This window comes from Oligoflexus tunisiensis (assembly GCF_001748245.1).
GTDB classification, from domain to species: Bacteria; Bdellovibrionota_B; Oligoflexia; order Oligoflexales; family Oligoflexaceae; genus Oligoflexus; species Oligoflexus tunisiensis.
Genome location: NZ_BDFO01000001.1, coordinates 2,799,627 through 2,825,902, shown reverse-complemented (window position 1 = coordinate 2,825,902; position 26,276 = coordinate 2,799,627). Strand labels below are relative to the sequence as shown.

Here is a 26,276-nt window from a genome sequence, read left to right as displayed (position 1 = left end):
ATCTCCCTTTACTGTTTGCCATCGACCACTCCGAGTTTTTGCAGATAAGCAATCAGCGCGATCAGATCCGCCTCGGCCTCGACTGTGATCTGGGCCTGGGCCAGGTTCTCCTGAATTTTCTTCGCCTCCTCCTGATAGAGCAGCACAGGATCTTCATTCCCATATCTGACGCCGAGTTTTCGCAAAGTCGCGTGACGGATGGCCAGCGCCTTGAAATTCACCCGCTTTTTCAGCAGCCAGGGATAGGCTGGCATCGGCGTGCCCGAGGTCATCGTCTGCGGCGTGATCAGATGCTGATAGTGCCAAAGATGAGGATAACGACCGCCGATCCGATGCAGGTCCGGTCCGTAGCGTCTTTGCCCCCAAAGCGCAGGCCGATCCTGCTGATATTCCCAGCCTTGCGAAGCCGGACCAAAGCGCAGCTCCTCCTTGAGGGCCATGCGCACGACCTGAGTGTGACAGCTGTGGCAGCCTTCCCGGATATAGACGTCGCGCCCATATTGAGCCAGGGGTGTATAAGGTTTCAGATCCGTTTGCGGACTCGGCAGCGGCAGAAGCTGAATGAGACTGCTGATGATCATGAGCGCCACGACAGCGAGGGCCAGAGCTTCCGGGCGGCGCTCCAGGCGCTCCCAGCGGTTTTGTGGTTCGGGAAGAATCAACTCCTCAACCGGCTTGCTGGCGTCCTGCAGCTGACCACGCCGGGCGGTTTGAAAGAAGTTATAGAGCGCGAGCAGACTGCCACCCAGAAAGAGTCCGGCACTGACCAGCCGCAGCGTATGGAGGCTTTTGAGCGGCCGCACCGTGCTGATAAATTCAGGATAAACCAGAAGACCATTATCCTGCATGGCCAGCCAACTCCACCCTTGCTTCACTCCGGAAATCCCGAGCGCCAGCACCATCAGGACCAGACTGAGCAAGCTGATGGCAAAGTGAATCCGCCCGAGATTGCGGCTGTACAGAGGATGCTGCCAGAGCTTGGGCACTAAAATATAAGCCATCCCGCAGATCATGGAGCCCACCCAGCCCATCATCATGAGATGCGTTTGCGCGCTGATCACATCGGTGTACTGAACCACGATATGGATGGACTTGAAGGCCAGCAAAGCTTCAAACAGCACATAAACACCAAAGGACGCGAGTCCCAGACCGAAGAAAAGGACAGCCGGGTTGCGCCAGACCTTGATATCATCCCGACCAATCGTGAGAAGTCCATTGATCACGGCAGCCCACCCCGGCGCCAGGAGCAGCAGGCAAAAAACAAGGCCGAGCGACTGCATCCATTCCGGAAGGCTCGTGGAGTGCAGTCGCGCTCCCGCGGTCCAGACGCTGAACAGCACCAGAGCCCAAAACTGCAGGATGGCGAGAGGATAGGAATGCAGCGGTTTTTTCACGATTTTCGGTAGAAAATAATACATGAGGCCGAGGCACGGCAGGGTCAGCAGAAAACTGTTCACGCCCTGTCCATACCAGGCCTGAATCATGGCATCCGCCACGCCGACAAAGAGCGGATAGCTTTTCCCAGGACCAGCGGGCCAGGCCAGGGCATTGACGGTAAAGATCAGACCAAAACCCACAGTCGCGGCGATATAAAACCAGAGCGCCACATAAAGAAAGGGCGTCCGCCGCCGGTGAAGTGTCATGAAAAGGTTGAGACTGAAAAGCCCCCAGATCAGGAGCAAGGCGATATCAAGCGGCCATTCGAATTCCGCGAGGGGCCGTCCCTGGGTATAACCCAGAGCCACCGTCACCAGACCGGTAAGCTGGATGATCTGCCAGGCCCAGAAATGAATCTGAGCCAGGTGATCCGACCAGATGCGGGTCTGACAAAGGCGCTGGACCGAATGATAGACGCCTGCAAAGATCGCATTGGCCGCAAAGGCGAAAACCATCAGATTCGCATGCAGGGGACGCAGGCGACCGAAGCTCAAAAAGGCTTTCTGGGACTGGCCTGACCCAAATTTAAGCTCGAAAGCCGCATAAAATCCGAGAAAAAGGGCCAGGAGCCCCCACCCGACTGTCGCCTGCAGGAAACGGCCGGAGATCCGATCATTGTATTGAACCAAACCAGGTCCCCCTCAACGTCGCACTATCATGGAAGTTCGATCATTATAGCGCAATCGTGCGGGGGATGCTTTAGTGTTTGATGATGCCATGCTTTTCCAGGCGATAGCGCAAGGTGTGGCGCGAAATGCCGAGCAGCTCGGCGGCCTTGGTTTGATTGTTGCGGGCCCGTTCCAAAGCCTGCAGAAGCAGGTCGCGTTCCAGGTCTTCCAGGTTGATACCCTGCTCGGGCAGCACCATGGGACTCGGTCCGGCCTGAAAGGAGCCATGGCCGTTCAAACTGCCATCATGATTCATAAGGGTCGGGGCTGCTGCATGATAGCTGAGGGGTTCCACGATCATATCCAGTTCGATGTGGTGGGCCTGAATCTCGGTTGGTCCGTAAAAGACCAGGGCCCGTTCCAATACGTTCTTCAGCTCCCGCATGTTGCCAGGCCACTGATGCGAACGCAATTTCTCGCGCGCGGCCCCGCTGATCCCAGGCGTTTCCATGTCCAGTTCAGCTGCAATACGGCCGACAAAAAACGTGGTCAGGGTTTCCAGATCATCCATGCGCTCCCTGAGGGGGGGCAGATAAACCGGCAGCGAACTGAGACGATAGTAAAGATCACTGCGGAAATTTTTCTTTTGAATTTCCTCCAAAAGATTGCGGTTGGTCGCCGCCACAATCCGGGCGGAAAAGCTGATATCCTTGGTGCCGCCGAGACGCTTGAAACGTCGATATTCCAGGGCCCGGAGAAGCTTGGTCTGCAGTTTCATGGGCATCTCGCCCATTTCATCCAGGAAAATGGTTCCGTTTTGCGCCAGCTCAAAGAGCCCGAGCTTGCGATCCCGCGCATCGGTGAAGGCGCCCTTTTCATAGCCAAAGAGCTCACTTTCCAAAAGCGTTTCCGGAATGCTGGCACAGTTGATTTCCACAAAGGGGCTGCTGGCTCGATCGGACCAATCGTGAATGGCCCGGGCCGCCAGCTCCTTGCCGGTTCCACTCTCCCCGAAGACCAGCACCGTGCTGGCTTTGGAGCGTGCGATGCGTTCGAGCTGACCGCGCACGCGTTTCATCGCCGCCGATTCCCCCACCATCTGCAAAGGCTCGCGATCCACCTCGTGACCGGTGAGCTGACTGACTTTCTGCCTGAGAAACGAAAGCTCCGCCCCGCGATTGACTGCAGCGACCAGGGCTTTCAAATCGAAAGGCTTTTGCAGATAGTCAAAGGCTCCCAGGCGCAGCGCATCCACCGCCGACTCCACCGCACCATGCGCGGTGATCAAAATGATGGGCATATCCGGTTTTTCAAAACGCCATTTCTTGAGCAGCTCCATGCCGCTGCCATCCGGGAGGCGCAGGTCGCAGATCACCAGATCCGGACTGAAACCCGGAAAATTTTCCAAGGCCGCACGCAGCGTATTGCAGGACATGACGTCCGCACCATTGGACTTGAGTTCCGTTTCGATGCTCCATGCCAGGATTTCTTCATCATCGACGATGAGGATCCTTGTCCCATTCAATGCATGTCTGGGAAGTTTGCCTTTGGACATGAGTGTGATTCTCCTTCCTGTCCAGCTTCCATAACAAGAAGCATACCACGCCAACCTTACAAGTTTTATCCTCTGATTCCGGCAGTTTGAGAAACCCGGCCAGAAATACTGCTTAATTTCAAGCAGCGCCCTGTGTGGTATCACGCGGTGGGCCTGATGGGTCAAGTCGATAATATGACTTCCTTTCTGGTTCGTATTAATCTAATACACGCTGATTCCATGTTCGCGGGTATGCAGCCCATACACGCAGGAACTTTTGCTTTCGGTCCACCAGGAGTCTGCCATGCGTTCTTTCCTTCTCTACTGTCGCGCCGGTTTCGAAAAGGACTGTGCGGCCGAAGCCCATGATCGCTTTGCGGAAAAAGGCTGGAACGGCTATCCCCAGATCCAGGAAGGCCAGGGCCTCGTCATTTTTAACGCCGACCCCTTTGACCCTGAGGATCGCAGCATACATCCGCCCTGCGGTCTGGATTTCGTCTTTGCCCGGCAGATGGTCGACGACGCCCAGCTGGTGAAAGGGCTGGCGGACGGCGACCGCGCGACGCCCCTGGTCCAGGCCCTCGTGTCGCTGGCTCCCAAAGGCGTCTATCGCGAACTGCGGCTGGAATACCTGGAAAGTCAGGAAGGGCTCGGCATCGCGCCTTTTTATAAGAAATTCAGTCCGGCCCTGTTCAATGCCCTCAAAAGGCAGGGCCTCAAGCACGAGCGCCAGGACGCGCGCGCTCCGATTCTTCATATCCTGATGCCGTCCTATGAGGAGGCCTGGGTGGGACGCAGCTGGCCGTCCCGCACGTCGCCCTGGGTCAACGGGATTCCGCGTCTGAAATTTCCCAAGGATGCTCCGAGCCGTTCCACCCTGAAACTCGATGAAGCCTTCCTCACCCTTTTGGATGAAGAGGAACGGAAGAAGCTTTTGGAAAATCCCGGCACCGCCGTGGACCTGGGGGCAGCGCCAGGCGGCTGGACCTTTCAGATGGTGCAGCGCGGCTTTTTCGTAACGGCCGTGGATAACGGCGCCATGGACCAGGCTCTCATGAACACGGGTCTGGTCGATCATAAAACCGAGGATGCACTCAAATTTCGGCCACGACATGCGGTCGATCTTTTGCTCTGTGATATGGTCGAGCGGCCGCAGAAGGTCGTGCCTCTTATGGCGTCCTGGTTCAAGGACCGGCTCTGTCGCTGGGCGGTTTTCAATCTGAAATTGCCCATGAAAAAACGCTTCGAGGAATACGAAAACAGCCTGCAGCAATTCTGGGAACTCAGCGGCCTGAACCCGGACACCCATGTTCTGCGCGCCCGTCAGCTCTACCACGATCGGGAAGAAATCACGGTCCTCGTTCGCCCAAAAGTCCTCGGCCGCGGCTAAACCGCTTCATTGCGACGGGGATGTGGGGTCCGCAAGGCCGGGTCATCCGGCTTTGCGCCCGCGTTTCCCGTGGTCTCCCCCTGGGAAAATGATTATAGTCCTTCTTCCATGCCGTTGGATCGGAGTGAACAGGGGGATTTTCTCATGCCACAGGACTACCTGCACTATCTGCAAGGTGAAATTCAAAAATTGAAAGATGCCGGCCTCTACAAGCGCGAGCGCGTGATCACCACCGCCCAGCAGTCGCGTATTCAGGCCGAGGGCCGGAGCGTTATCAACCTTTGCGCCAACAATTATCTGAGTCTGGCCAATCATCCGGAACTCGTTCAGGCCGCCCGCGATGCGCTCGAGCAATACGGTTACGGCATGGCCTCGGTTCGCTTCATCTGCGGGACGCAGTCGATTCACAAGGAACTCGAAGCCAGCATTGCTTCGTTTCTGGGCATGGAAGACAGCATCCTCTACAGCAGCTGCTTTGATGCCAACGGCGGTCTTTTTGAAACGCTGCTCGGACCGGAAGACGCCATCATCAGTGATGCCCTGAATCATGCCTCGATCATCGACGGCATTCGCCTTTCGAAGGCCCAGCGCTTCCGTTATGCAAACAATGATATGAATGACCTTGAAGCCAAACTGAAGGAAGCCGCGGGCTGTCGCTTCAAACTGATTGCGACCGACGGCATCTTCTCGATGGATGGATACATCGCAAAGCTCAAGGACATCTGCGACCTCGCCGATCGCTACGGGGCGATGGTGATGGTCGATGATTCCCATGCGGTGGGTTTCATGGGAGCCCGCGGCCGCGGCACGCACGAGCATTGCGGTGTCATGGGCCGCGTGGATATCATCACCGGCACGCTCGGCAAGGCTCTCGGTGGCGCCTCGGGCGGATACACGGCGGGTAAAAAGGAAGTCGTCGACTGGCTGCGGCAAAGATCGCGGCCCTATCTCTTTTCCAATAGTCTGGCGCCGGTGATCACGGCCACCTCCATCAAGGTGCTGGAGCTTCTTTCGCAGAGCGACCAGCTGCGCGAGCGTTTGCACGACAACAGCCGCTACTTCCGGGCTGGCATGACTCAGCTCGGCTTCAAGCTGCTTCCTGGTGAGCACCCCATCATTCCGGTTATGATTGGCGACGCGGCCCTGGCCACGCGCATGGCCGATGCCCTCCTCAATGAAGGGATTTACGTCATCGGCTTCTCCTATCCGGTTGTGCCTCAGGGGCAGGCGCGGATTCGGACCCAGATGTCGGCGGAATTGACCCGCGAACAGCTCGACCAGGCGATCGCTGCTTTCGGAAAAGTGGGACGACAACTCGGGCTGATTTCAGGTTAGGATATTAGACCAGGACCTTGAATGGGAGTGAGATATCGTGACGAAACTTATGCGTGCTCTTGTGAAACGTCATCGCAAACCCGGGATCTGGATGGAGGAGGTTCCGGTTCCTGAGCTGGGTGCGGATGACGTTCTCATACGCGTGAAAAAAACCGCCATCTGCGGTACTGATTTGCATATTTACAACTGGGACCACTGGGCTCAGAAAACCATTCCGGTTCCCATGGTCACCGGTCATGAGTTTGTCGGCGTCATTGAACAGCTGGGATCCAACGTCTCCGGTTACAAGGTCGGCGACCGCGTGTCGGGCGAAGGCCATATCACCTGCGGCCACTGCCGCAACTGTCGGGCCGGACAACGGCACCTCTGCCGCAACACGATCGGTGTCGGCGTCAACCGTCAGGGCTGTTTCGCCGAATATCTGGCCATACCCTATGGCAACGCGTTCAAGATCCACGAATCGATCCCGGATGATGTTGCCTCGATTTTCGACCCTTACGGCAACGCCGTGCATACGGCTCTGTCCTTCGATCTGGTCGGCGAGGACGTCCTGATCACGGGAGCCGGTCCCATCGGGATCATGGCGGCTGCGATTGCCAAACACGTCGGCGCCCGGCATGTGGTGGTCACTGACATCAATGATTATCGCCTGGAACTGGCCAAACAGTTGGGCGCGACGCGGATCGTGAATGTGGCCCGCGAAAATCTTCCGGATGTGATGCGGGAGATTGGAATGGTCGAGGGTTTCGATGTGGGTCTGGAAGTCTCGGGGAATGCCAAGGCCTTCCGTTCCATGCTGGATACCATCAACCACGGCGGCCGCATCGCCCTGCTCGGCATCTTCTCCGAGGAGGTCGCCATCGACTGGAGCACGGTGGTGTTCAAGGGCCTCACGATCAAAGGGATTTACGGTCGCGAGATGTTCGAGACCTGGTACAAGATGAGTGCCATGCTGCAAAGCGGTCTCAATATCGCCCCTGTGATCACGCATCATTTCAAGGCGGAAGAATTTGAACAGGGCTTTCAAATTCTGAATGCTGGCAAGTCGGGCAAGGTGATTTTGGACTGGACCTGAGCTTTCAGGGCCTCCTCATAACGGGGGCCCTTCACAAATTTTTCTAAAATTAAGATAACTCCGGCCTCCATTTTTTCACTTTTACTTCCGATCAATATCGCTCTTACCTGCTTTAATACTCTGGAAAAAAGCCTGCATTTCCCCCTCCTTCCTCCGCGTACTCAAGTTTGCGCGGATATGCTGCAGACCCCCTATTTCGTAAGTTACGACAATGCACAACAATTTTATTTTTTCGAATTCAAGCCAAACCCCTCTTTTGGCGATAAGCATTTTAAGCCAAGCACTAGGGGGAATGAGAATGACCATGAACTGGTCCGACAAGCGCCGCGAGTTTCGCTTCCAGCTAAAGGGCACCTTCGATGGCTACAACTTCGCCATCGGCGCCCATACAGTGGCTGTGGAGCCCATCGACATCAGCCGCAGCGGTTTGGGAGTCATCGTTGACACCCATCTGAACCATGATGAAGAAATCGACCTTAAAATCCATTTTCCGGACTCACGTCCACCGGTCACGCTTCATGTCCGCTTCCGGACCTCAGAACGCGATGCCGCCACCATGAAGGCGCGTACCCGCTGCGGTCTCGAACTGAGCGACAAGGACAAGCGCCGTGGCATCGACCTGATCGCGCTCTTGAGCGGAACACCTAAATTACGCCTGCTGTGCGCAAGCTGAGCTGAATCCCGGATCGCGACAACAATAGAGTTTTCTTGCCTGTATCCGTCTTTCAGCTTTGATTTACGTATCTCCATCTCTTGTGACCAGGGCCCGTTGAACGGGCTCTTTTTTTTTGCTATACGACATTGATTAGTACTATCCAGTAGTTAAAGAAATATTTCTGTAGCCAATTTGACTTGATGTCTTTACTGATTTCGGCTAAGTATCGGCAGTTAACCTCCCGTTACCTGGAGTTGGGACATGCTGATACGAATCGTAATTTCATTCCTGCTTCTGCAAACCCTCTCCTGCCAGAAAGTAACCAACGCCCTATCCAACATGAGATTGGATTGCGGTCAGGAGATCAGCTGGAATGACCCATACCTTAAATTCGTTGACGGCCTCGGCAACCCCCTCTCGGAAAACATGGTCGAATATCGATCACTCGAGGATCAACCTTCACAAGAATTGAGGCTGAGTAGCAAGGGCTGCCTGGCATTGGAAAAAAATGGCCTTTGGATGATCCGTCACCGCGAGAAACCGACATGACCTGCGCGGTTATGAAATTAGTTTTTCTTTCCGTTCCGATAGCCTTCAAAGAGAGTGGCCCCGGCAGAACTTCTCATTTCTGCGACCCATTGAGCTCGCAGGTGTCTTCCCGGAAGGGAGGGTAAACGTCGACCTAACCGTCATAAACAATTTCCGTGCTGGGGAGCAGACCACCAAATCCTGCTCCGTAAAATTTGACTATACGGGGCCTGCGATTCTGGCTTCTCTCCAGCAAGGACAGCCTAAATCGTACAAAGGTCGTCCGTTTATCGCCTTGAGCTCGGAACTGGACGTTCGTTTTACCTCGTCAGCTGATGACTTTTCCTCTTTCGAGGTCTGCTACCAAAGACGCAAGGACTGGGATTCCGGCGAAGGTATGAACGGATTCAACCCTCTCTGCGAAACGCCGGAACGAATTCCAGCTGATCGCCCTGTCCCTTTCGAAGCCAGACAGGGCTTCTGGCAAGTGCAATATCGTGGCGTCGACCCAGCTGGAAATGCATCCAACTGGTCGGAACCATTGATTGTCCTCTTTGAACAGCAGAATGCTCGGCAGAAAATTGTCAACCGAGCGAATATTCAGGCTTCGGAAATCAGCGCACGAGGTTTCTCTGCAACGCCCATGGGGATGCTAACAAGCCTCGAAATCTATAGTGAGTGGCAAAAACTTCCAACCGCTTATGAGAGGGAACAGTTGGAATCAGCCATACTCCTGACCCTCCACCGCCCTTGGATGGAACCAAGTGTCCAGGTGAATATGAGAGTTGTGCCGCAGGATCACTATCCGCGGATTGCATTTCCAGTTCTGGGTGGGAAGAAATTTATATCCATTGAAATCGTATCCGAACTGACAGGAGGATGGCATTTTGAGGCCGTTCTCACAGATATCGATTCGTTAGTTGAAAAAAGTCTACCGCCGCCCGACATTCTACCTAACGGCTGGCAGGTCTCAAGGGACGGAACAAGATTTTTTTGGTTTACTATGCACTATGTCTACTATGGAAAGTTGAATGGAGACGACATCAAATTCCATACACTGGATTACAAGGATAATTACATCAGCAGTGTGCGCTTCATCAATGACGACTCACAACTTGTAGTCATGACAAGTACGGTTAACAAGCTCATCTTTTTTAGCGCTCAGGATGAATTAGTCGAGATCAAAGAGGAGATTATTCCGATTGCTCCGCACAGCACATACGAAGTTCCAAGCATTGTGACGATCACCGATGACGCAAGAGCATTCTTAATGCCCGATTCTGAAAATAATAGCCTCAGCAAATGGTCGCTTTTCGAAGAAGGGTCGCGAACGCCGGTGGATTTTAACCCTGAATTAATTCCGGAATTTTCGATTGCCTAAGATGACATCAAGGTTCTGGACACAGACAAACATTTCTTTGTCTCTTTCAGTTACCCGAACATCCCGTACTGCAGTTACTATTACTACGAAGCAGAAAAGCCAGACCATGAAAAGGCGAAAATGCTATTGGAAGCGATGCCGTGCAATGCAGTTGACCACGGCACACCACTTGGAAACGAAGTATGGATGAAAGGCCCCGAGGATCTGGCGACTGTCGTCTATAAGCCGGGCTCCGCTCAATTTCGAAAGCCGGTTTTGAACCCTGGACTGCCTGCCGATCTAAGCCAGGGGCAATCTTTGAATCGCCACATAACAGATTCCGGAAAATGGATGTTCAGCGGATCCATGGAGGATGACGAGTCGGGCGAGGATCATGGCCGTGCTCGAGCCTGGAAACGGAATGATAAAGGAGAGTTTGAGCAGGTAGCAGAATTCTGGACCTGCGATGAAGTCAGCGAACCTTATGCATTTCAATTTGATGAAGAGAACCAGGTCCTCTATCACATCTGCAGTAATTACTATGGCCAATTTTCAGCTTGGAATTTGGCCGTCAACCCACCTCAGCTCATCAGTACGATTGAACCAGGATCATCAGTCAGCGATGCACTCCTGCTAGATAACCAGCTTTTCCTTGGCGGCACTTTGGGCAATGTCTATGTCTACGATCTGCACGGCCGGGAAAAACCCACCTTGAAGACGACCTTAAAGTTAGGCGATCAAATCGTCACAGGGCTAACATTCGACCCAATTGGAAAGACACTTTATTCAACCGAAGCCCGTGGCGATAAGCAAATAAAAGTATGGGATATGAGAGATTTAACAAAACCCAGAGCTACATTGGCTGCATCCATGAGAGAAGTGGTCCGAACCGAGTTGTCCCGGGATCGGAAATATCTGGCGGCAGCCTCTGATGAAAACTCTCGTGTCCTCGTTTGGAACACGGAAACCCTCCAACCCATTGCTTTTAACGAGCACACGGGCCTGATACGAGATATCAATTTTATAGGAAACACTTCAATCCTGGCCACTGGATCCTCAAATGGGGATTTGAAACTCTGGGATGTCAAGAATCCAGACATGCCGTCCGTCACATTCTCTCCAGGTTTGGCACGCCTGATCAAGAATATTGCCACCATGCCTGGTTCCAACGAATTCATTGTTGAAACCGACAAGTCAAAGGTATTCCATTATCGATTGGATTCCCTTGATGGAATTTTGCGTCGCACCTGTGACGCTCTTCGAGCCTTTCTGTATCATACCCGAGACACTTATCCGAATCAGGCTGCGTTTTGCAATTCTTTCCAATAACCTCAGTTCCAGAGAATGGGATTCGATGCGCTTCCTCAGTGCGACTCGAACCCACTTGCATATTATGCCGCCTGACTGACGCAATCCAATCCCTTAAATTCATAAACCAAAGCAACTATACTTCCATTTTCATCAAGGTATTCGACCGCATTTTTATCGAGTCGAAGCACCAGGCAAACTTTTTCCTTCTTTCCTGTCGTGGAGATCACCTATAATCATCTACATTCACAACTTTCTGACTGGAGAAGTTCAATGGAAGCAAAGAAATTGGGCATGATCGCCGCTGCTGCTCTGACTGTTTTGGCTGCACAAGCCAATGCGGGCGACAACAAAGCAAAGAAAGCTGCTACGACTCAGCCTGCCGCAACCACTAGCGAAATGTGCCTCAGTGCCAAATGCGGCAGTGCAGGTTGCGCTAACAAGTCCGAACTCAAAACTACGGACGACAAAAAAGTCGCTGATGCTGCGGCCTGCAAAAAACTCGGCGGCAAGTGGGGAAAACCTGTTACCGCTGCTGCCACCCACAAGCACTAATGTTCCCGGGGAGCCACGGCTCCCCTTCTCTTCCTTCCTGAGGTCTCCATGCTGCAACAACTCGGTTTCGGGGTTGGTCTTCGTCCCGCACACTATCCAGACTTCCACGCAAAAAACACCCCAAAAATCGACTGGCTCGAGATCATCAGTGAAAACTTCATGGGCATCGGCGGCCGTCCGCGACGACATCTGGAAAACATTCGTAAAGATTATCCGATCGCCACACATGGTGTCGGGCTTGGGATCGCCGGTCTTGATCCGCTCAATAAACGGTATTTGAAACTCCTCAAGGAACTCATCGACTGGCTTGAACCGGCCATGGTCACCGACCATCTGTGCTGGACTTCGTGGAAGGGACAGAATTCCTATGACCTTCTCCCCTTCCCTTTGAACGAAGAAAGCCTGAATCACATCTGCGCCCGCGTGCACAAGGTGCAGGAGGTTCTGAAGCGCCCCATGCTGCTGGAAAATCCCAGCATGTACATCGACTTTCTATCATCAGACATACACGAACCCGATTTCCTCAACGCCATCTGTGACCGCACCGGCTGCGGCATCCTTCTTGATATCAACAACTGCATGGTGAACAGCAAGAACCTCGGCTGGGATCCTGAATTCTATATCAACCGTCTGAAACCCGAATACGTCGCCCAATTCCACCTCGCCGGTCATTCGGTGAGCCCGGACATCTGCATCGACACGCACGATCAACCGGTTCCGGACGAAGTCTGGAACCTTTATCGCAAAGCCGTCAGCCGTTTCCCCGGCGTCCCCAGTCTGGTCGAATGGGATGGCCAGCTGCCTTCTCTCGATCGCCTGGGTGAAGAGGTTACGGCCGCCCGCCGGCATGCGGCCGAAGCCCAGCTTGAACGCAAGGCGGAAACCATTCCCGTTTTCATCCCGGACCTTCACGCGGAACGCAAAGGCGATCTCGCCACACATCAGGAAAAATTATTCGCGATCGTCAAGCGGCAGGAGTCGCATGAGTCGATCACCGATCTTCTGCACAGCACCAACGTGAAACCTTTGTTCGGCCTCAACGCCTACGTGAACAATCACTTCCTCGGTCTTCTGGATGCGTTAAAACAATCCTTCCGCACGCTGCATGCGATCGTGGAAGACGAGGCGATGGCGGAAATCGTCGCGCAGTATATTCGCCACATTCCACCCGAGGATTTTTCCATCAACTCCGCCGGATCGCGGCTTCCCACCTTCCTCAGGGAACATCCGCTCGGGATGGACTTCGGTGTGCCGCAGGCTTTGATCGCCGAACTCGCCGCCTTCGATGCGGCGCACATGGACCTGGCGATGCAGCCTGATGCTGTGATTCCAGCGCTGGACGTCAACGTGCTACTCAGCTGGAGCCCGGACGCATGGGATGAAGCGACCTTCGTATTCCGCAGCGAACACCGCCTCGTCTCTTTGCATTGGGATGTGCTTAGTGTGTACACGGGCCTTCAGTCGGGCGAAATTCCTCCACCTCCGGAGCCTGCGTCAGCGCCGATTTTGATGAACCGGACAGAAGAGGGAATATTGTTTGACCCATGCCCGGAAAACATTCAAAGCATGCTAACACTTCCGGAGAGCCCGTTCACACTGGTGGATTTGGTGGAAATTTTTAAAACGTCCCAACGCAGCGAGGAAGAGGCCACCGAGCTGGCTTTGGACGCACTGATTGCCGCCATCAAACGCTCGATGATCGGTCTCAAGCCCGAGCAAAAGCCAATTTGACGCCAAATGCTCCTCATCCTTCTCTCACCTGCCCTACGGGATTCTGTTAGGGCTGGCATTTGCGTATCCCGACTGCGACTCTTTCCTCGCCAGGTTGCGGTGTGAATGCTAAACAATTACTTCATAAAGTTCTCCTCGTGCTGTTGGAAAAGGATCACCATGAAATGCTCTCTCAAGATATCTCTGGTCGTACTGACCTGGGCTCTGTCGTGGCAGGCCTCTGCGGCTTTCACGCTGGATCAGACGTTTGATCTCGCCCTGAAGAAATCGGAAACCCTGACCTTGGGGCAACTCGAAATCGAACGGGCGCAGCAATCCGGCGAAGCCATTAAAACCCGGAAACGGCCACGGCTTCGGCTTAACGGCGACTTTGACCGCGTTTATTCCAAAGTGGGCAGTTCCGATATTCATGGTGATTGGCAGCCGACGCTGCAAACGGAACTTCGCCATCCCCTCTATGAAGGCGGCAGTATCAAAGCCCAGCTGCAAAGCGTGGAACACCTGACGACCGCAGCCCGCTGGGACCTTGAAGCACAAAAGGAGGGACTCTATCTCCAGGTCGCGCAACTTTTTTATCAAATCGTCGGCAGCAACGCTGACCTCGCCAACCTTCGTGAATCCGAACGCATCTACCGGGAACGCATCAAGATCCTGCAGGGTCGCGTCCGCATCGGCCGTTCACGGGATGCCGAAGTCCTGGCCGCGCGGACTCAGCTCGATACGATCAACGCGCAAATTCAGGCGGTCAGCACCACGCGCGATATTGCGCAAAGGCGTCTGGCCTGGCTCACAGGACTGCCCGCGCCCCTGTCCCTGACCGATCCCCTGCGTATTTCCGATCTTAAACTTGCTGCCTCGAAGACCAAGACTTTGCCTTCCGTGGAAGCCGCCCGTGCACGCGTCGCCCTTGCCGAAAGCCGTATCGAGGAATTCCGCACCGCCGGCAAACCGCGCGTTGACCTCATCGCAGCGCATAACTGGAACTACCCTTTTCCGGATGGGGAACAGGCCAATCGCCTGAGTTTTGGTGTGGGACTGACCTGGACCCTTTATGATGCCGGTGAAGTGGAAGCGAATGTGAGCACGGCCGTCATTGAACGGACGCAGGCGAGTGTGACCGAAGCCCTGGAAAGTCGGGAAAATCGCCTGATCCGCGAGCAGGCGGAACTGGCTTTCCGCGATGGCCTGGAACAGATTCGCCTCTATGATCAGGCCCTCGCTGCCGCGGAACGCAACGTCAAGGTCCATCAGGAGGAATTTGAAAACGGTCTTCTGACCAACCTCGAAGTCATGCAGGCGATCGATCAAAGGCTGCAAATCAAACGCAGCCGCGATCAAGCCGTCTATGATGCAAAACTCGCCTACATCGAGGCTGAACTGCAAGTCCGCGGTCTGCCGAAGGCAGGCAAGCCATGAACATTTCCGAGCTCTCGATACGCAACCACGTCTTCACCTGGATGCTGATGTTCGGGCTCATTTTTTTCGGAGCCCTCGCCTACCGGGAAATGGGCGTCAGCCTTAACCCGGACGTCGACTTCCCGGTCGCCAATATCCGCGTCAGCCACCCGGGTGCTGCACCCGAGGTGATCGAAAAGGATGTCATCGAACCTCTGGAATCCGCGGTCGTCGCGGTTCCTGGCATCAAATCCCTGACCTCCGACATCCGCACCGGCTCGGGCAGTATCAGTGTGGAATTTGAACTCGGCGAGGATATTGATATCGCGATTCAGGAACTGAACTCGCGCATCAGCCGCGCGCGGCGTCTTCTGCCCGAGGACCTTGAGCCTCCCGTCCTGTCCAAGAGCAACCCCGAAGACAGCCCTATCCTGTACCTGGCGGTGAAGGCCGGCAAGCTTTCTCCACGCGAACTCATGATCATGATCAAGGAACGCATCCAGGATCCTCTCTCGTCCGTGGCTGGCGTATCCGAGGCCTCGGTGTTCGGTTATCTCGAGCCGATGATCCGGGTCGATCTGGATCTGAAAAAACTCAAGACCTATGAACTCACGGCAGATGACGTGATCCAGGCCATTGAACGGGAACATAAGGAATTGCCATCCGGAGCCCTGACCCTGGGCGAAAAAGATCAGGCGCTTCGTGTTCTCGGGGAGGTCGGCAATGCCGAGGAACTCAAAAAGGTGCAGATCACGCGGCGGGGCGGAAGTCCAGTTTACACCAGCCTGACCCTGGGCCAGGTCGCGCATATTTATGAAGGCACCGATGAAATCTCGCGCATTTCCCGTGTGAATGGCGAAACGACAGCCACCATCGGGATCCGCAAGCAGCGCGGTTCGAATGCAGTGGAGGTGGCCGATTCCGTGAAAGCGAGAATCGCGGAGCTGAATAAAATCCTCCCCGAAGGCACCGCCATTGAAGTGAACTTCGACAGCACCACCTTCATCCGGGAATCCGTCGAGGAACTGGTGGTGACCATCGTTCTGGCGGCTGCACTCACCTCGCTCGTCTGTTGGCTCTTCCTTGGTTCCTGGATCGCGACCTTCAATATTATTCTCGCCATCCCAACCTCGATCATCGGCAGTTTCATCGTTCTGAGTTTACTCGACTTCACTCTCAACACCTTTACCCTGCTCGGGCTTTCCCTCGCCATCGGCATCGTGGTGGATGACGCGATCATCGTCCTGGAAAATATTTTCCGGCATCGACGCACCGACAAGGATCCGGTCCGCTCGGCCTTGACAGGCAGCCGCGAAATCACCCTGGCGATCCTTGCCACCACGGCAGCGGTCGTGGCCATCTTTTTACCGATCGCCTTTATCAAAGGGATCGTGGGACGTTTCATCTTTCAATTCGGTGTGACCATTTCCGTCGCGGTTCTGCTGTCGATGGTGGAATCGCTGACCCTTGCTCCCATGCGCATCTCGCGTTTCAAGGGTGATGGCAGCCGCACGACCCGTTTTGGACGCGGATTTGAGGCTGGCATGGATTGGCTGGGGCGCGCCTATGGACGCAGCCTCGGTCACGCCCTGCGCTTTCGTTGGCTCTATCTTGGCCTCTCCCTGCTGGCGTTTGCCGGCTCACTCTATACGATCAAACTTTTGAAAACGGAATTTGCTCCCGCCCTCGATGAAGGCCGCGCCTATGTTTCGGTCAAAACCCCCGAAGGCTCCTCGCTGGAATACACCGACGCTCGCATGAAGGAAGTGGAAGCGGCCATTCAAAAGCTGCCCTTCGTTCAGCGCTACTTTTCCTCCATCGGTGGATGGGGAGGTGGGGGTCGCAACAACTCGGCCACCATGATCGTCATCTTTGGCAAACCCAAGGAACGCGGTCCGGAATGGGATCTCACCGAAATCGAAAAAAGTCTGCGTGAAGCCGTGAAAAGCGTCCCTGGCGTGCAAGGTTTCGTGCGGGCCAGCTTTTCGGCAGGCATCGGCGGTGGCCGTGGTCAGCCGGTGGAATTCATCGTGAAAGGACCAAATGACAAGGAACTGCGTGCCGCCACCAAAAACCTGATCGAGCAGCTGGAAAAAACCGGCCTTTACGTGGGCATCAATGCTGACAACCTAAACGCCATTCCGGAAACGCATGTCATCCCCGATCGTGAGGCCGCGCTGCGTTACGGTGTGGATGTTGCGACGATCGCCGGCGCACTCAACACCATGTTCAGCGGCACGCGGGCGGGCAACTACTCGCAGGGTGGACGACGTTACCCCATCATGGTGCGGCTGCCGAAGGAAACCCGGAATTCCATCGATGTCGTGAAATCCATTGAGGTGCGCAACAATCGGGGGCAGATGGTTCCTCTGCATTCTGTGGTTAAAATCGTGACGGAAGAAGGACCCCTGACGATCTTTCGTGACAATCGGCAGCGTGGCATCGAGGTCAGCGCAGGCCTTGTTCCTGAAGCTTCCCAGGGCGTGGCTCTGGAACGAGTGCGGACCGAGGCGGCGAAAATTCTGCCGCCGGGTTATTTCGTGGATCTGACCGGTTCCTCGGAAAGCTTTCAGGAATCCTTCGAAAGCTTTATGATCGCTCTGGCGCTGGGCATACTCGTGTCGTATATGGTGCTGGCTTCGCAGTTCAACAGCTTTATCGACCCGATCACCATTCTGATGGCCTTGCCCTTTAGCGTCTCCGGCGCGCTGCTCGCGCTCTGGGGAACGGGACAGTCACTCAATATGTACAGCATGATCGGCCTCATCCTTCTGATGGGGATTGCGAAGAAAAACTCGATCCTCCTCGTGGAATTTACCCATCAACTCCGCGATCAAGGTTATGGGTTGTTTCATGCCATTCAGGATGCGGGACGCCTGCGTCTGCGGCCCATTTTGATGACAACGCTGGCCACCGTGGTTGGAGCCATACCGGCCGCGTTGAGCCTCGGGCCCGGTTCGGAAACGCGCATTCCGATGGCCATGGCCGTGATCGGTGGCGTGTTTTTCTCAACGCCTCTCACGCTTTATGTGGTGCCCATCGTTTACAGTCTCTTCACCCGCGAGGAGGCCAAGGCTGAAGCCCCGCTCTTCGCTCATGAAGCGTCCGCAGAACTGTGAAAAAAACTTTGGGGACTTATCCACAATCTTGAGGATGTCCCCTTTGGTTTTCCTATACACTCATCGGCAGGCTCTTGTTATCCACCCATGAAGGAGTCGCTGATGATACATGAAAATAGGGAGCTGGGTTACAGCGTCGTTGAAGAAGGCCTTTTCGTTCCCCCTGCGTCCGACCTTCTGCATCACCTGCGGATTGAGGAAGCACGGACGGAAGCGCGGCATCAACTCGCACAAATCTCCGGCATCAGCAATGAATCCATTCTGAATGACCTTCTGGAACATGATGTGACCGCCGCGACCGTCGTGGCTTTGCCGTTTGTGCCTTTGGTTCTGACCGCCTGGGCGGATGGAGCCATGGAACCGCCGGAGCGGCAGGCAATCCTGAAAGCGATGGGCGATCATGGTCTGATCCCCAGCCAGCCGGCGTATGAACTCGTGCAGACCTGGCTGGATGTGACGCCGGAGCCGTCGCTCTTTGGCGTCTGGCAGATCTATGTGCGCGGGATCCGGGGCAGCATGGATGACAAAACCTTTGTCGAATGGAAGAACCGGATCATGGATCGCGCGGAATTTACCGCCGCCGCAGCGGGCGGTTTTATGGGAATTGGTTTCACGATTTCGGCTGCGGAAAAAGCCATGCTGGCCAAACTGGAAAATTCCTTTTCCACCTAGCCTTGGCGGCGCGATCCGCCGGCAGCCCCACCTGGGTTCCCTTGCGGGCCCGGTGGATGGCTGGTGGAACGCCCCTCATCCGGGCTCCTTTCTGTGAAACGCGAGAACCTGCCTCTGTATGGAGTCAAGAGACGACCTCGTCAGCTCGATGTTTTCCGCCACAGCTTCGATGTACGTCTGTTCATGGTGATTGATGTCGCCATCACTGAGCGCCATGATATAAAGAATCCAGAGCAGAAGGTGTTTCAACGCCGCCTTGGGGAACTTGCGCTCTCGCCCCTTGCCCAGGTAACGGGACTCAAAGGCTCGCAGAAGGCTGGCCCTTTCCCGCTCATCCAGATCCAGGGGAGCATGAGCCAGCAGAATGTCCCGGGCCTGTTTCTCTTCAGCACGAATCCTGTGATCCGCTGTCATGAGCGAATTCACATAGCGGCACAGCTCCAAAAAATAATCCCGCTTTTGTGTTTCCGTAAGCCGATTCAAAAGAAGCTGCAACACGGGTGTGGACGTATGAAGCGCGTCCCGCCCGATTTCAGCCACGATGATCGGATCCTCACGGATGGCCTGGATCATGTCCTGCATCGACAGCGATACCAGCCCGAGTTGCACCATCGGCCCCATCCAAGCCCCCACGGCTTCGACCGCAGATGGCGTGTCCGCCTTGGCAAAGAGGTCCTTCCACTCGGCTCCATACACCTGTAAAAGATGCCAGGCGGCTTCCAAACTGATTTTCAAACGGGCTTTCTCATAATCGTAGAGCGTTCCCTGCCGCCAATCGAGCTTTTGCTCCACCGCCTTCTGCGTGAGCCCGGCTTTCTTTCTCAAATTCACCAGCCGCTCAAGAACCTGCGGCTCGGGAAACGGATCCCTGATCGTCATGAAGGCCTCCGTCATCATTCGTTCCATACAACGATATTTTCACGGAATTATTGCAGGCGATTTGAAGTTATTTTTTCATGGCGGGATATTGGCAGATTATCAATTATTTTGACGTAAAAAGGATCCGCAGCTGCGGATCCCCTTTGGGTTTGTGCCTTGGATCAAACGCCGGGTTGGATATTATCCTTGTTGGGGCTCGAGCTCAAAGGCGGACGGGTGGTGTCGCTCCGATCCTTGACGGAGACCCGGCCATCCGAATCCACATGGGCTTCTTCACGACGGACTTCCTCGGAAACCGATTTGGTGTCGGTGATTTTTTCCTTCGACACCCGGACTTCCTCGCGAGGCGCCACTTTCTTATCAATATGAACGAATTCCTCGCTCACAGGGATGCGGATCTCCTTCTCGGTGTCCAGGCCTGCCGTATCCAGGGAACCCTCCTGAGCGACGCCTTCCAGAGGACGGCGTTCCACCACGATTTCCTCACGGGTCACGGGAACGTCAACCGATTTGGTCTCGGTGATGATTTCCTTACGAAGTTGAACTTCGCCGGTCTGCATGCGCTCCGTATGAACATCGAGCTGTTCTTCACGCAGTTCCATCACGCGTTCCGAAGCCAGATCGGAATCCATGCTCGTATCCAATCGCGCTCCGGAAAGAGACTGATCGCGGTTGAAATCGTTGGTACGGTCGGTAAGAGTTTGATCCTCCATGAGTCCTGAGCGGTTGCCAGCCAGAGATGTATCCCGATCAAAATCCAGATTGGAGCCTGTGGTGGACTGATCCAGGCGGGAGCCGGTATTCAGCGACTGATCCCGATCGATGCGCGTATCGGAAGATAGCGTCTGATCCATGCCCACGCGGGAACCTGTGCCCGTCAGCGTATCATCCGTATCGAGACGGGAGCCCGTGCCGCTGAGCGACTGATCACGATCCAAACGGGAGCTGGAAAGCGACTGATCGCGGTTCAGGTCGCTGCCGGTGCCGGCCAGACCTTGATCGCGATAGCGTTCGGTTTCATAATACTGACCGCCTTGTTCTTCAATCTGACCACCGAAGCGGGTGATGACTTCACGACAAACGGTGAGGTCACTGCAATCCTCCACGATCACGAGATGATGTTTGCGATCGTAGGCATTTTGGAAATAGGCTTCGGAATCACGGCTCAGATTCCAGGTTGGACGATCATCATCAAAACCGAAGAGACGGGAAAAGAAAGCACCGATCCCGGTTTTCTTGTGTTCGGCGTTCAAACCATGGGCGACATCACCGCTGCTGGCGCCCTGGCGCTCAGCTGTGCCGGTGAAGGTCACATCCTGATCGTTCTCCACAAGGCGCACCGTGGAAATTCCAAGGCTGCGCAGTTCGTCTGTGGCGTGTTTTGCATCCGTTAGTTCGGAAAAAATGCCGATTATGGTTCTGCTACCTGCTTGCATGATTTGTCTCCTTGTCAGTGGATGGCTCGATGCCGACAAGGAGGGTTATGCAAATCAGGGTCCAATTCCAAGGGAACGCGAGCTCATGCGCTTGCCGCCGCGTCACAGCTCAACCCTGGGATCCTCAGCGCTTCTCAATCCCAACGAGGGCCTGTTCAATTTTCCCTACGGTGTCGCGACAACATTTCCGCAGTGCAGGATAATCAAGGCACCGATGGTGCGGCTCGCATGAGAACCTCATTAAAATGTACAGGCCGCACCAATTACATGACCGGCCCGCGCGACTTCCTTGCAACCCGCCGGCAAAGGATCGCTATCAACAAAGAGCCCAAAGGGGGAACGCTCGGATCCCACCCGCTCCCCAAAGCAGAGTCCGACCAGGGGATAAGGCCGTGGTGTGGTGCGAAAAATGGTCGCCTGGTCCCAGGGCCAATCAGGGAGGCGCTCCTTGAGCTCATGACAGTCCTCAAAGGCAAGAAAGCGTTCCGCCGGTGTCTCGATATAGAAGGGACGCCATTCATAGGCCATATATGTGGCGGCGCTGCCTCCGATCAGCAGCAGGAGCACCAGACGAAACCGCCGTCCCGACTCCGAGTGACTGAGGTCATCGAGGGCCGCCTGGAGGATCAAACAGACAAAGGGAAGAGTTCCCATGAAATAATAACGGTGATAATAGCTGTGCGCTCCATCCAGCACTGCAATGGCCAGGATCTGTAACAGAAGAAGCAGCCAAAGGCGGGTCAGGGCTCGGGTTTTTCTGAAGACGGCAAGTCCGAAAAGCAAAGGCAGTCCTGCATAGAAACTCAGTCCCTGCAAAAAAAGATCGCCGAGTTGCGGCAGCTCGCTCAGAAATTCCTGCAGAGCCTGCCAGGGATGTTGCGGATCCACGCGATAAAGCGATTCCCCACCGGCCAGGGATTGAATCCAGCGGGTGCCTTTCAAATAGTAGAGGACTGTGACACCGAAGGACAAAGCCAAGGAAGGCAAGGCACGACGCAAGGCGTCCTTGAGCTCAGGCGCCAGCAGCAAAAGCGCCAGCACGATCACCGACGTGGGTTTCATCAGAAAACCGCACAGCAGGAGCAGAGTCGCGAGGCCGTAATTTCTCTGCTGATACAGAAAACTGGTGGCGGCCAGCACCAGCAGCATGGCGGTCGCATCCGGAATGAATTTGGGAAAAAAGACCAGGCCAAGGCCGATCAGAGGCATCCATCGGAAGGCCCGGCTGGCTTCAACATCACCCGGCTTCAGTCCGCGCCAGAGGCGAAGATTCCAGAGCACCAGGGCAAGGTTGAGCATCAGCACCAGCGCACGCGCCAAAGTCGTTCCCCAGGCCGGTCCGAATTGAAAAACAGGAGCCGCCAGAAGGTTCAGAAGCGGCCATTCCATGGCCATAAGGCCTGAACTCTCCCCGCTGTGCAGAACCGCCGGGAGAAGCGGCCAGGGACTTTGCGTTTCGACTGTCCAACGCAGCCAGTAACGCAGGCTGACCCCCAGGGTATCGATCTGCCTCCAGACATGCGGATGCCCGAGCGGCAAAAACAAGGCGACCGTTGCAAAAAAACAGCGAACCCACCAGGCGATTTTCAAAGCCCGCGTATCATCCATAACCTGTCGATCCTTTAGTTCACGCGATCCAAAAGCTGGTTAAGGTCACGGATCAGATCCGCAACGTTTTCAATTCCGATGGATAAACGAATGGAGGTCGCATCGATACCGACTTTAACGCGCTCCTCGGCACTCAGATCCCCGGCAAAGAAAAACAGCGCCGGAGTAATGAGCGATTCCGTGGACCCAAGGCTGGCCGCGAGTTTAAAGAGTTGACCACGGGCCACGATATCCTCGATGGAATAATCCTTATTCTGCAAACTGAAGAGGAGCATGCTGCCGAAGTCCTCATAGGCTTCACGGAAATGGGCATGTTGGGGATGACTGGGCAAACCAGGGTAACTGACGCTGGCGATCTTGGGATGCTCTTCCAGCCATTGCGCGATGGCCAGAGCGTTCTCACACTGCGCGCGGCGCCGCAAATGATAGGTTTTCATGCCCCGCAGGATCAAATACGCCGCGTGAGGATCGAGGGTCGCCCCGAGCAGAATCAGGTTTTCCTCAAGTTCATGGCGCAAGCTCTGGCTGGTCAGGATCATGCCGCCCATGACATCGCCATGGCCGCTGGCGAATTTGGTGAGACTATGAATCACGACATCACAGTTTTCCACTTTCAGCTTCTGAAAACCAGCAAAGGTATGATCGAGTATGGTCAGCACCTTATGCTGTTTCGCGTGGGTGCAGATGAAATCGATATCGGGGGCCCGAACCTGCGGGTTGGTCATGCTTTCAAACATGACGGCCTTGGTATCAGGCAGGGCCAGGGCGGCTTGAATCCCGGCCTTGTCGTCAATCGAAAGGCGGGTCAGCTGCACTCCCATTTTCCGCAGGATCTTTTCCGCAAAGACCCGCGAGGGACGATAGGATTCAATAAAATAAACCAGCCGATCTCCCGACTTCAAAAGACTTAAAAGCGTGCCGGCCAGGGCCGCGATGCCGGTGCTGGTCGCGAGCCCGGCTTCCTGGCCCTGCAGTTGAGCCAAAAGGTTTTCCAGCTGGGCCACGGTGGGATTGCCATGACGCGAGTAAAAATAGCCGGTGCGCTCGTTGCGGAAGATCCGTTTGAGCTCATCAAAATCCTCGACGGCAAACTTCACACTTTGATAAATCGGGGTGGCCAGGGCGTAGTTGTCAGCTGGCAGCAGCCGGGTTTCCAGGTGGCTGCAAAGGGTTTCCGGCGCCATTGTATTCTGATCCATCAGCTCGTCCTCCTGTTCCTTGACCCACTACGCCTGTGTCGGGCGCAGCACAGCTGTTGCCGGGAACCGGCTCTTTTCGGGGCATTGTACGCCAAAAAATACAAGCAATCTTCAGGTTTTCCCTGCATGACCACGGGAACGTGCCTTGCACCAGGGCTTTGAGCGCGCCTTGTGCACCAAAGGAGAAATGCACCATGAACTACGAGATCCTTACCCGATTCAGTCCTCTGGCTTTCATCCCCCTCTTATTTGCCTGTGGGGTCGAAATCTATCACGATCGCCCGGCCCGCGTCGATCACTATGTATCCATGACTCTTAGCGAAATGTCCGGCCGCCGGAACATACTGGCTAACGAATGTATTGACCTTTGGGACAGCGCCCATGGGGGTTCGATTGATGTGGACAGTCCCTGGCTCAGCGGTGATTTGCGCATCGACTGGCGCAATGTTGCGGGTCAGATTGAGCTTGAAGTCAGCGACGCCTGGGGTCCACTGAGCAGCCATAGCTATGAGGAAGAGTATTTTCAGAACGGCGGCAGCAGCGAGTTGACCGTTGTCACAGAAGGGCGGGATTACCTGCTTCAGCTCTCCGGACCCTATTGCCAGCAGCGTTTATGATTTCATGCCGCAGGGAAAAGGTGGGGGATTTGTGGCCTTGTACCCATCCCCCTCCACCGATCAGCTGTTATAGAACCATTTGAAATAATCGCGTGGTTCCCTTGGCACCAGAATATTAGCGAAGAGCCGATCTTCCAAACTTTTCTCCGAGTCCTTGAACCCAAACAGGCGACGCAATTTCTTAAACAATAGATTTCCCTCCGTGATGCGATAACGTCCCCATCTTAAAAAAACAGCGCGCGAACCTCAACTGATAAAAAGAGGCTTTGAATGCTTGCAGGAATTGACGCCAAGGCTTTAAAATTTTTCTTACATAAGGAGAATTCAATATGCGTCTTGCCTGGATCATTCCTGTCTGCCTATCCTTACAGCTCATGTCCTGCACGAAGAAGAAGCCCACGGAGTCGGCACCAGCACCTGCCGAAGCCTCGCCAGCGGCTGCCACGCCGCAGGATGCGACCCACGCCAACTTTCCTTTAACCGCACGGCCGTCGGGCGAAATTCGCAACGACTGGGTTCCCACGCCCCAGGAAAAAGCCCAGCTGGATGTTCTGGAGCAGGAAGCGAAGAAGTTCGCCGGATTGAAGAATCAGGCCGACAAAGCTCGCGCCCTCTTCAAACTGCACTGTGCGACCTGCCATGGCGCCGAAGGCCGGGGAGATGGACCCGGTGGCGACAGTCTGCCCGTTATCCCAACCAACTTTCATGAGTGGCCGATCAAATACGGTCGCGCGCCGCATGAAGTGGCGTTCACGATTATAAACGGGCGTAATGAGGAAGTGATGCCTCCGTTTGGGGCAGTCTTGAAAAAAGAGGAGCTGTGGTCACTCGTCTGGCTTGTGACAACGTGGATTGAAGCCAGACCCGATAACAAAAAGCCCTGAAGTACGGGCTGCGGCCCCTCAGTAGGCGCCGCGGCCAGTCAGCATTACCCAGATGGTCAGCACGATCAGCTTCAAATCCAGCCACAGTGACCAATTGTAGACGTATTCCATGTCCATCCGCATCCATTCCTTGAAAGACAGATTGCTGCGTCCACTCACCTGCCAGATGCAGGTGCAGCCCTGCTCGACCACCAGACGACGGCATTGCCATTTTTCCCAGTGAACCACTTCCGAGGGTAGAGCGGGACGCGGGCCGACCAGACTCATGTCGCCGATCAGAACATTCCAAAGTTGAGGCAATTCATCCAGACTGGTCTTGCGCAGAAAACGTCCGACCCGCGTGACTCTCGGGTCATTGCGGATTTTAAACACCGGACCATCGAGTTCATTTTTTGCGAGAAGCGTTTGTTTCAACTCCTCAGCATTGGTCACCATGGTCCGAAATTTATGCAGACGGAAAAGACGCCCGCCACGACCGACACGCGTTTGCGAGAAATAAACCGGGCCGGGACTGTCCAGCTTGATCGCCAGAATGATCATACCGGCGATTGGAGCCAGCAAAATCAGGGCACTTCCGGTCAGGACGATGTCCATGAATCGCTTCAAAAAGCGTTGGACGGGGCGCTGGACCGTTTCCCGGTTCAGCATGCGTTTCAAATCGGGACTAAAGCGCAGACTCGCGCGACCCAGATCATCGGTTTGCCAGACGTGGGGCGTCGGGCGCCATGTTTGGGGCGCTTCAATGCGAATCCCTTCAATCGACTTTGGCTGAGGAACTCCGCTTTTCGGTTCAGGCAGCTGGTTTTGATCCATATCCATAAGAACTTACCTCTTGGCCAAGGCGCGCTATGCGCCTTGGGCCTAAAAGAGCAAGTTCGGATCCCAAGCTTAATTTATTGGAATGATTGGAAAATACGGAAAGAATATGAGGTCAAAGACCCGACTCCTGTC

At 54.9% G+C, this 26,276-nt stretch carries 20 protein-coding genes; 13 read left to right on the top strand and 7 right to left on the bottom strand.

Annotated elements, in window-relative coordinates; genetic code table 11:
* Positions 1–8: 8 nt before the first annotated feature.
* Positions 9–2,066: a cbb3-type cytochrome c oxidase subunit I gene (locus OLTU_RS12115; RefSeq protein WP_141733024.1), complete on the bottom strand. Its 2,058-nt coding sequence runs from the start codon at positions 2,064–2,066 to the stop codon at positions 9–11.
* A 70-nt stretch (positions 2,067–2,136) separates the two neighbouring features.
* Positions 2,137–3,600 (bottom strand): sigma-54-dependent transcriptional regulator, encoded by a 1,464-nt coding sequence (locus tag OLTU_RS12110; RefSeq protein ID WP_141733023.1) that lies wholly within the window; start codon positions 3,598–3,600, stop codon positions 2,137–2,139.
* Positions 3,601–3,883: 283 nt separating this feature from the next.
* On the opposite strand from OLTU_RS12110, the gene rlmM reads away from it, so the two are divergent.
* The 11 genes from rlmM to OLTU_RS12055 all read left to right on the top strand — a co-directional run bounded on the left by rlmM (position 3,884) and on the right by OLTU_RS12055 (position 18,702).
* The gene (gene rlmM, locus OLTU_RS12105; RefSeq protein ID WP_141733022.1) at positions 3,884–4,969 is read left to right on the top strand and encodes a 23S rRNA (cytidine(2498)-2'-O)-methyltransferase RlmM; all 1,086 of its coding nucleotides are present in this window, start codon (positions 3,884–3,886) and stop codon (positions 4,967–4,969) included.
* Positions 4,970–5,113: 144 nt separating this feature from the next.
* Positions 5,114–6,304, top strand: a complete 1,191-nt coding sequence (locus OLTU_RS12100; protein ID WP_141733021.1) for a glycine C-acetyltransferase — start codon at positions 5,114–5,116, stop codon at positions 6,302–6,304.
* A gap of 49 nt (positions 6,305–6,353) precedes the next feature.
* Positions 6,354–7,379 (top strand): L-threonine 3-dehydrogenase, encoded by a 1,026-nt coding sequence (gene tdh, locus OLTU_RS12095; RefSeq protein WP_141736779.1) that lies wholly within the window; start codon positions 6,354–6,356, stop codon positions 7,377–7,379.
* 304 nt (positions 7,380–7,683) lie between these two features.
* Positions 7,684–8,052 (top strand): PilZ domain-containing protein, encoded by a 369-nt coding sequence (locus OLTU_RS12090; protein ID WP_218109995.1) that lies wholly within the window; start codon positions 7,684–7,686, stop codon positions 8,050–8,052.
* 805 nt (positions 8,053–8,857) lie between these two features.
* The gene (locus tag OLTU_RS12085; RefSeq protein WP_141733019.1) at positions 8,858–9,943 is read left to right on the top strand and encodes a hypothetical protein; all 1,086 of its coding nucleotides are present in this window, start codon (positions 8,858–8,860) and stop codon (positions 9,941–9,943) included.
* Positions 9,944–10,063: 120 nt separating this feature from the next.
* Positions 10,064–11,251, top strand: a complete 1,188-nt coding sequence (locus OLTU_RS12080; RefSeq protein ID WP_141733018.1) for a WD40 repeat domain-containing protein — start codon at positions 10,064–10,066, stop codon at positions 11,249–11,251.
* A gap of 198 nt (positions 11,252–11,449) precedes the next feature.
* Positions 11,450–11,785, top strand: coding sequence for a hypothetical protein (locus tag OLTU_RS12075; RefSeq protein WP_218109994.1), 336 nt, complete (start codon positions 11,450–11,452; stop codon positions 11,783–11,785).
* 48 nt (positions 11,786–11,833) lie between these two features.
* On the top strand, positions 11,834–13,516 hold the full coding sequence (gene bufB, locus OLTU_RS12070) for an MNIO family bufferin maturase (protein ID WP_141733016.1): 1,683 nt from the start codon (positions 11,834–11,836) through the stop codon (positions 13,514–13,516).
* A gap of 159 nt (positions 13,517–13,675) precedes the next feature.
* A complete protein-coding gene (locus tag OLTU_RS12065; protein ID WP_176736548.1) occupies positions 13,676–14,932 on the top strand; it encodes a TolC family protein in 1,257 nt (418 codons plus the stop codon).
* Positions 14,929–18,030 carry an efflux RND transporter permease subunit gene (locus OLTU_RS12060; protein ID WP_141733014.1) on the top strand — a complete coding sequence of 1,034 codons (3,102 nt, stop codon included), beginning with the start codon at positions 14,929–14,931 and terminating at the stop codon, positions 18,028–18,030. Before OLTU_RS12065 ends, OLTU_RS12060 begins: the two co-directional genes overlap by 4 nt.
* A 102-nt stretch (positions 18,031–18,132) precedes the next feature.
* Entirely contained in the window at positions 18,133–18,702 is a 570-nt protein-coding gene (locus OLTU_RS12055) for a hypothetical protein (protein WP_141733013.1), read from the top strand.
* Between the two features lie 75 nt (positions 18,703–18,777).
* On the opposite strand, the gene OLTU_RS12050 is transcribed toward OLTU_RS12055, so the two are convergent.
* The 4 genes from OLTU_RS12050 to OLTU_RS12035 all read right to left on the bottom strand — a co-directional run bounded on the left by OLTU_RS12050 (position 18,778) and on the right by OLTU_RS12035 (position 23,824).
* A complete protein-coding gene (locus tag OLTU_RS12050; RefSeq protein ID WP_141733012.1) occupies positions 18,778–19,608 on the bottom strand; it encodes a helix-turn-helix domain-containing protein in 831 nt (276 codons plus the stop codon).
* A gap of 134 nt (positions 19,609–19,742) precedes the next feature.
* A complete protein-coding gene (locus tag OLTU_RS12045) occupies positions 19,743–21,017 on the bottom strand; it encodes a YsnF/AvaK domain-containing protein (RefSeq protein WP_141733011.1) in 1,275 nt (424 codons plus the stop codon).
* 240 nt (positions 21,018–21,257) lie between these two features.
* Positions 21,258–22,625, bottom strand: coding sequence for a hypothetical protein (locus OLTU_RS12040; RefSeq protein ID WP_141733010.1), 1,368 nt, complete (start codon positions 22,623–22,625; stop codon positions 21,258–21,260).
* A gap of 14 nt (positions 22,626–22,639) precedes the next feature.
* Positions 22,640–23,824, bottom strand: coding sequence for a trans-sulfuration enzyme family protein (locus OLTU_RS12035; protein ID WP_141733009.1), 1,185 nt, complete (start codon positions 23,822–23,824; stop codon positions 22,640–22,642).
* A gap of 194 nt (positions 23,825–24,018) precedes the next feature.
* Between OLTU_RS12035 and OLTU_RS12030 the strand changes: the two genes are divergently transcribed.
* Positions 24,019–24,441 (top strand): hypothetical protein, encoded by a 423-nt coding sequence (locus OLTU_RS12030; RefSeq protein ID WP_141733008.1) that lies wholly within the window; start codon positions 24,019–24,021, stop codon positions 24,439–24,441.
* Positions 24,442–24,770: 329 nt separating this feature from the next.
* Positions 24,771–25,325 (top strand): c-type cytochrome, encoded by a 555-nt coding sequence (locus OLTU_RS12025; RefSeq protein WP_141733007.1) that lies wholly within the window; start codon positions 24,771–24,773, stop codon positions 25,323–25,325.
* 18 nt (positions 25,326–25,343) lie between these two features.
* On the opposite strand, the gene OLTU_RS12020 is transcribed toward OLTU_RS12025, so the two are convergent.
* Entirely contained in the window at positions 25,344–26,144 is an 801-nt protein-coding gene (locus OLTU_RS12020) for a sugar transferase (RefSeq protein ID WP_141733006.1), read from the bottom strand.
* Between the last annotated feature and the right edge of the window lie 132 nt (positions 26,145–26,276).

Bases quoted from the DNA above. Each gene is read 5' to 3' on its own strand.
- OLTU_RS12065 (WP_176736548.1), top strand. From the start codon at position 13,676: ATGAAATGCTCTCTCAAGATATCTCTGGTCGTACTGACCTGGGCTCTG.
- OLTU_RS12045 (WP_141733011.1), bottom strand. From the start codon at position 21,017: ATGCAAGCAGGTAGCAGAACCATAATCGGCATTTTTTCCGAACTAACG.
- bufB (WP_141733016.1), top strand. From the start codon at position 11,834: ATGCTGCAACAACTCGGTTTCGGGGTTGGTCTTCGTCCCGCACACTAT.
- OLTU_RS12055 (WP_141733013.1), top strand. From the start codon at position 18,133: ATGATACATGAAAATAGGGAGCTGGGTTACAGCGTCGTTGAAGAAGGC.
- OLTU_RS12060 (WP_141733014.1), top strand. From the start codon at position 14,929: ATGAACATTTCCGAGCTCTCGATACGCAACCACGTCTTCACCTGGATG.
- OLTU_RS12080 (WP_141733018.1), top strand. From the start codon at position 10,064: ATGCTATTGGAAGCGATGCCGTGCAATGCAGTTGACCACGGCACACCA.
- OLTU_RS12035 (WP_141733009.1), bottom strand. From the start codon at position 23,824: ATGGATCAGAATACAATGGCGCCGGAAACCCTTTGCAGCCACCTGGAA.
- OLTU_RS12020 (WP_141733006.1), bottom strand. From the start codon at position 26,144: ATGGATATGGATCAAAACCAGCTGCCTGAACCGAAAAGCGGAGTTCCT.
- OLTU_RS12110 (WP_141733023.1), bottom strand. From the start codon at position 3,600: ATGTCCAAAGGCAAACTTCCCAGACATGCATTGAATGGGACAAGGATC.
- OLTU_RS12025 (WP_141733007.1), top strand. From the start codon at position 24,771: ATGCGTCTTGCCTGGATCATTCCTGTCTGCCTATCCTTACAGCTCATG.
- OLTU_RS12030 (WP_141733008.1), top strand. From the start codon at position 24,019: ATGAACTACGAGATCCTTACCCGATTCAGTCCTCTGGCTTTCATCCCC.
- tdh (WP_141736779.1), top strand. From the start codon at position 6,354: ATGCGTGCTCTTGTGAAACGTCATCGCAAACCCGGGATCTGGATGGAG.
- OLTU_RS12040 (WP_141733010.1), bottom strand. From the start codon at position 22,625: ATGGATGATACGCGGGCTTTGAAAATCGCCTGGTGGGTTCGCTGTTTT.
- OLTU_RS12050 (WP_141733012.1), bottom strand. From the start codon at position 19,608: ATGGAACGAATGATGACGGAGGCCTTCATGACGATCAGGGATCCGTTT.
- OLTU_RS12090 (WP_218109995.1), top strand. From the start codon at position 7,684: ATGAACTGGTCCGACAAGCGCCGCGAGTTTCGCTTCCAGCTAAAGGGC.
- rlmM (WP_141733022.1), top strand. From the start codon at position 3,884: ATGCGTTCTTTCCTTCTCTACTGTCGCGCCGGTTTCGAAAAGGACTGT.
- OLTU_RS12100 (WP_141733021.1), top strand. From the start codon at position 5,114: ATGCCACAGGACTACCTGCACTATCTGCAAGGTGAAATTCAAAAATTG.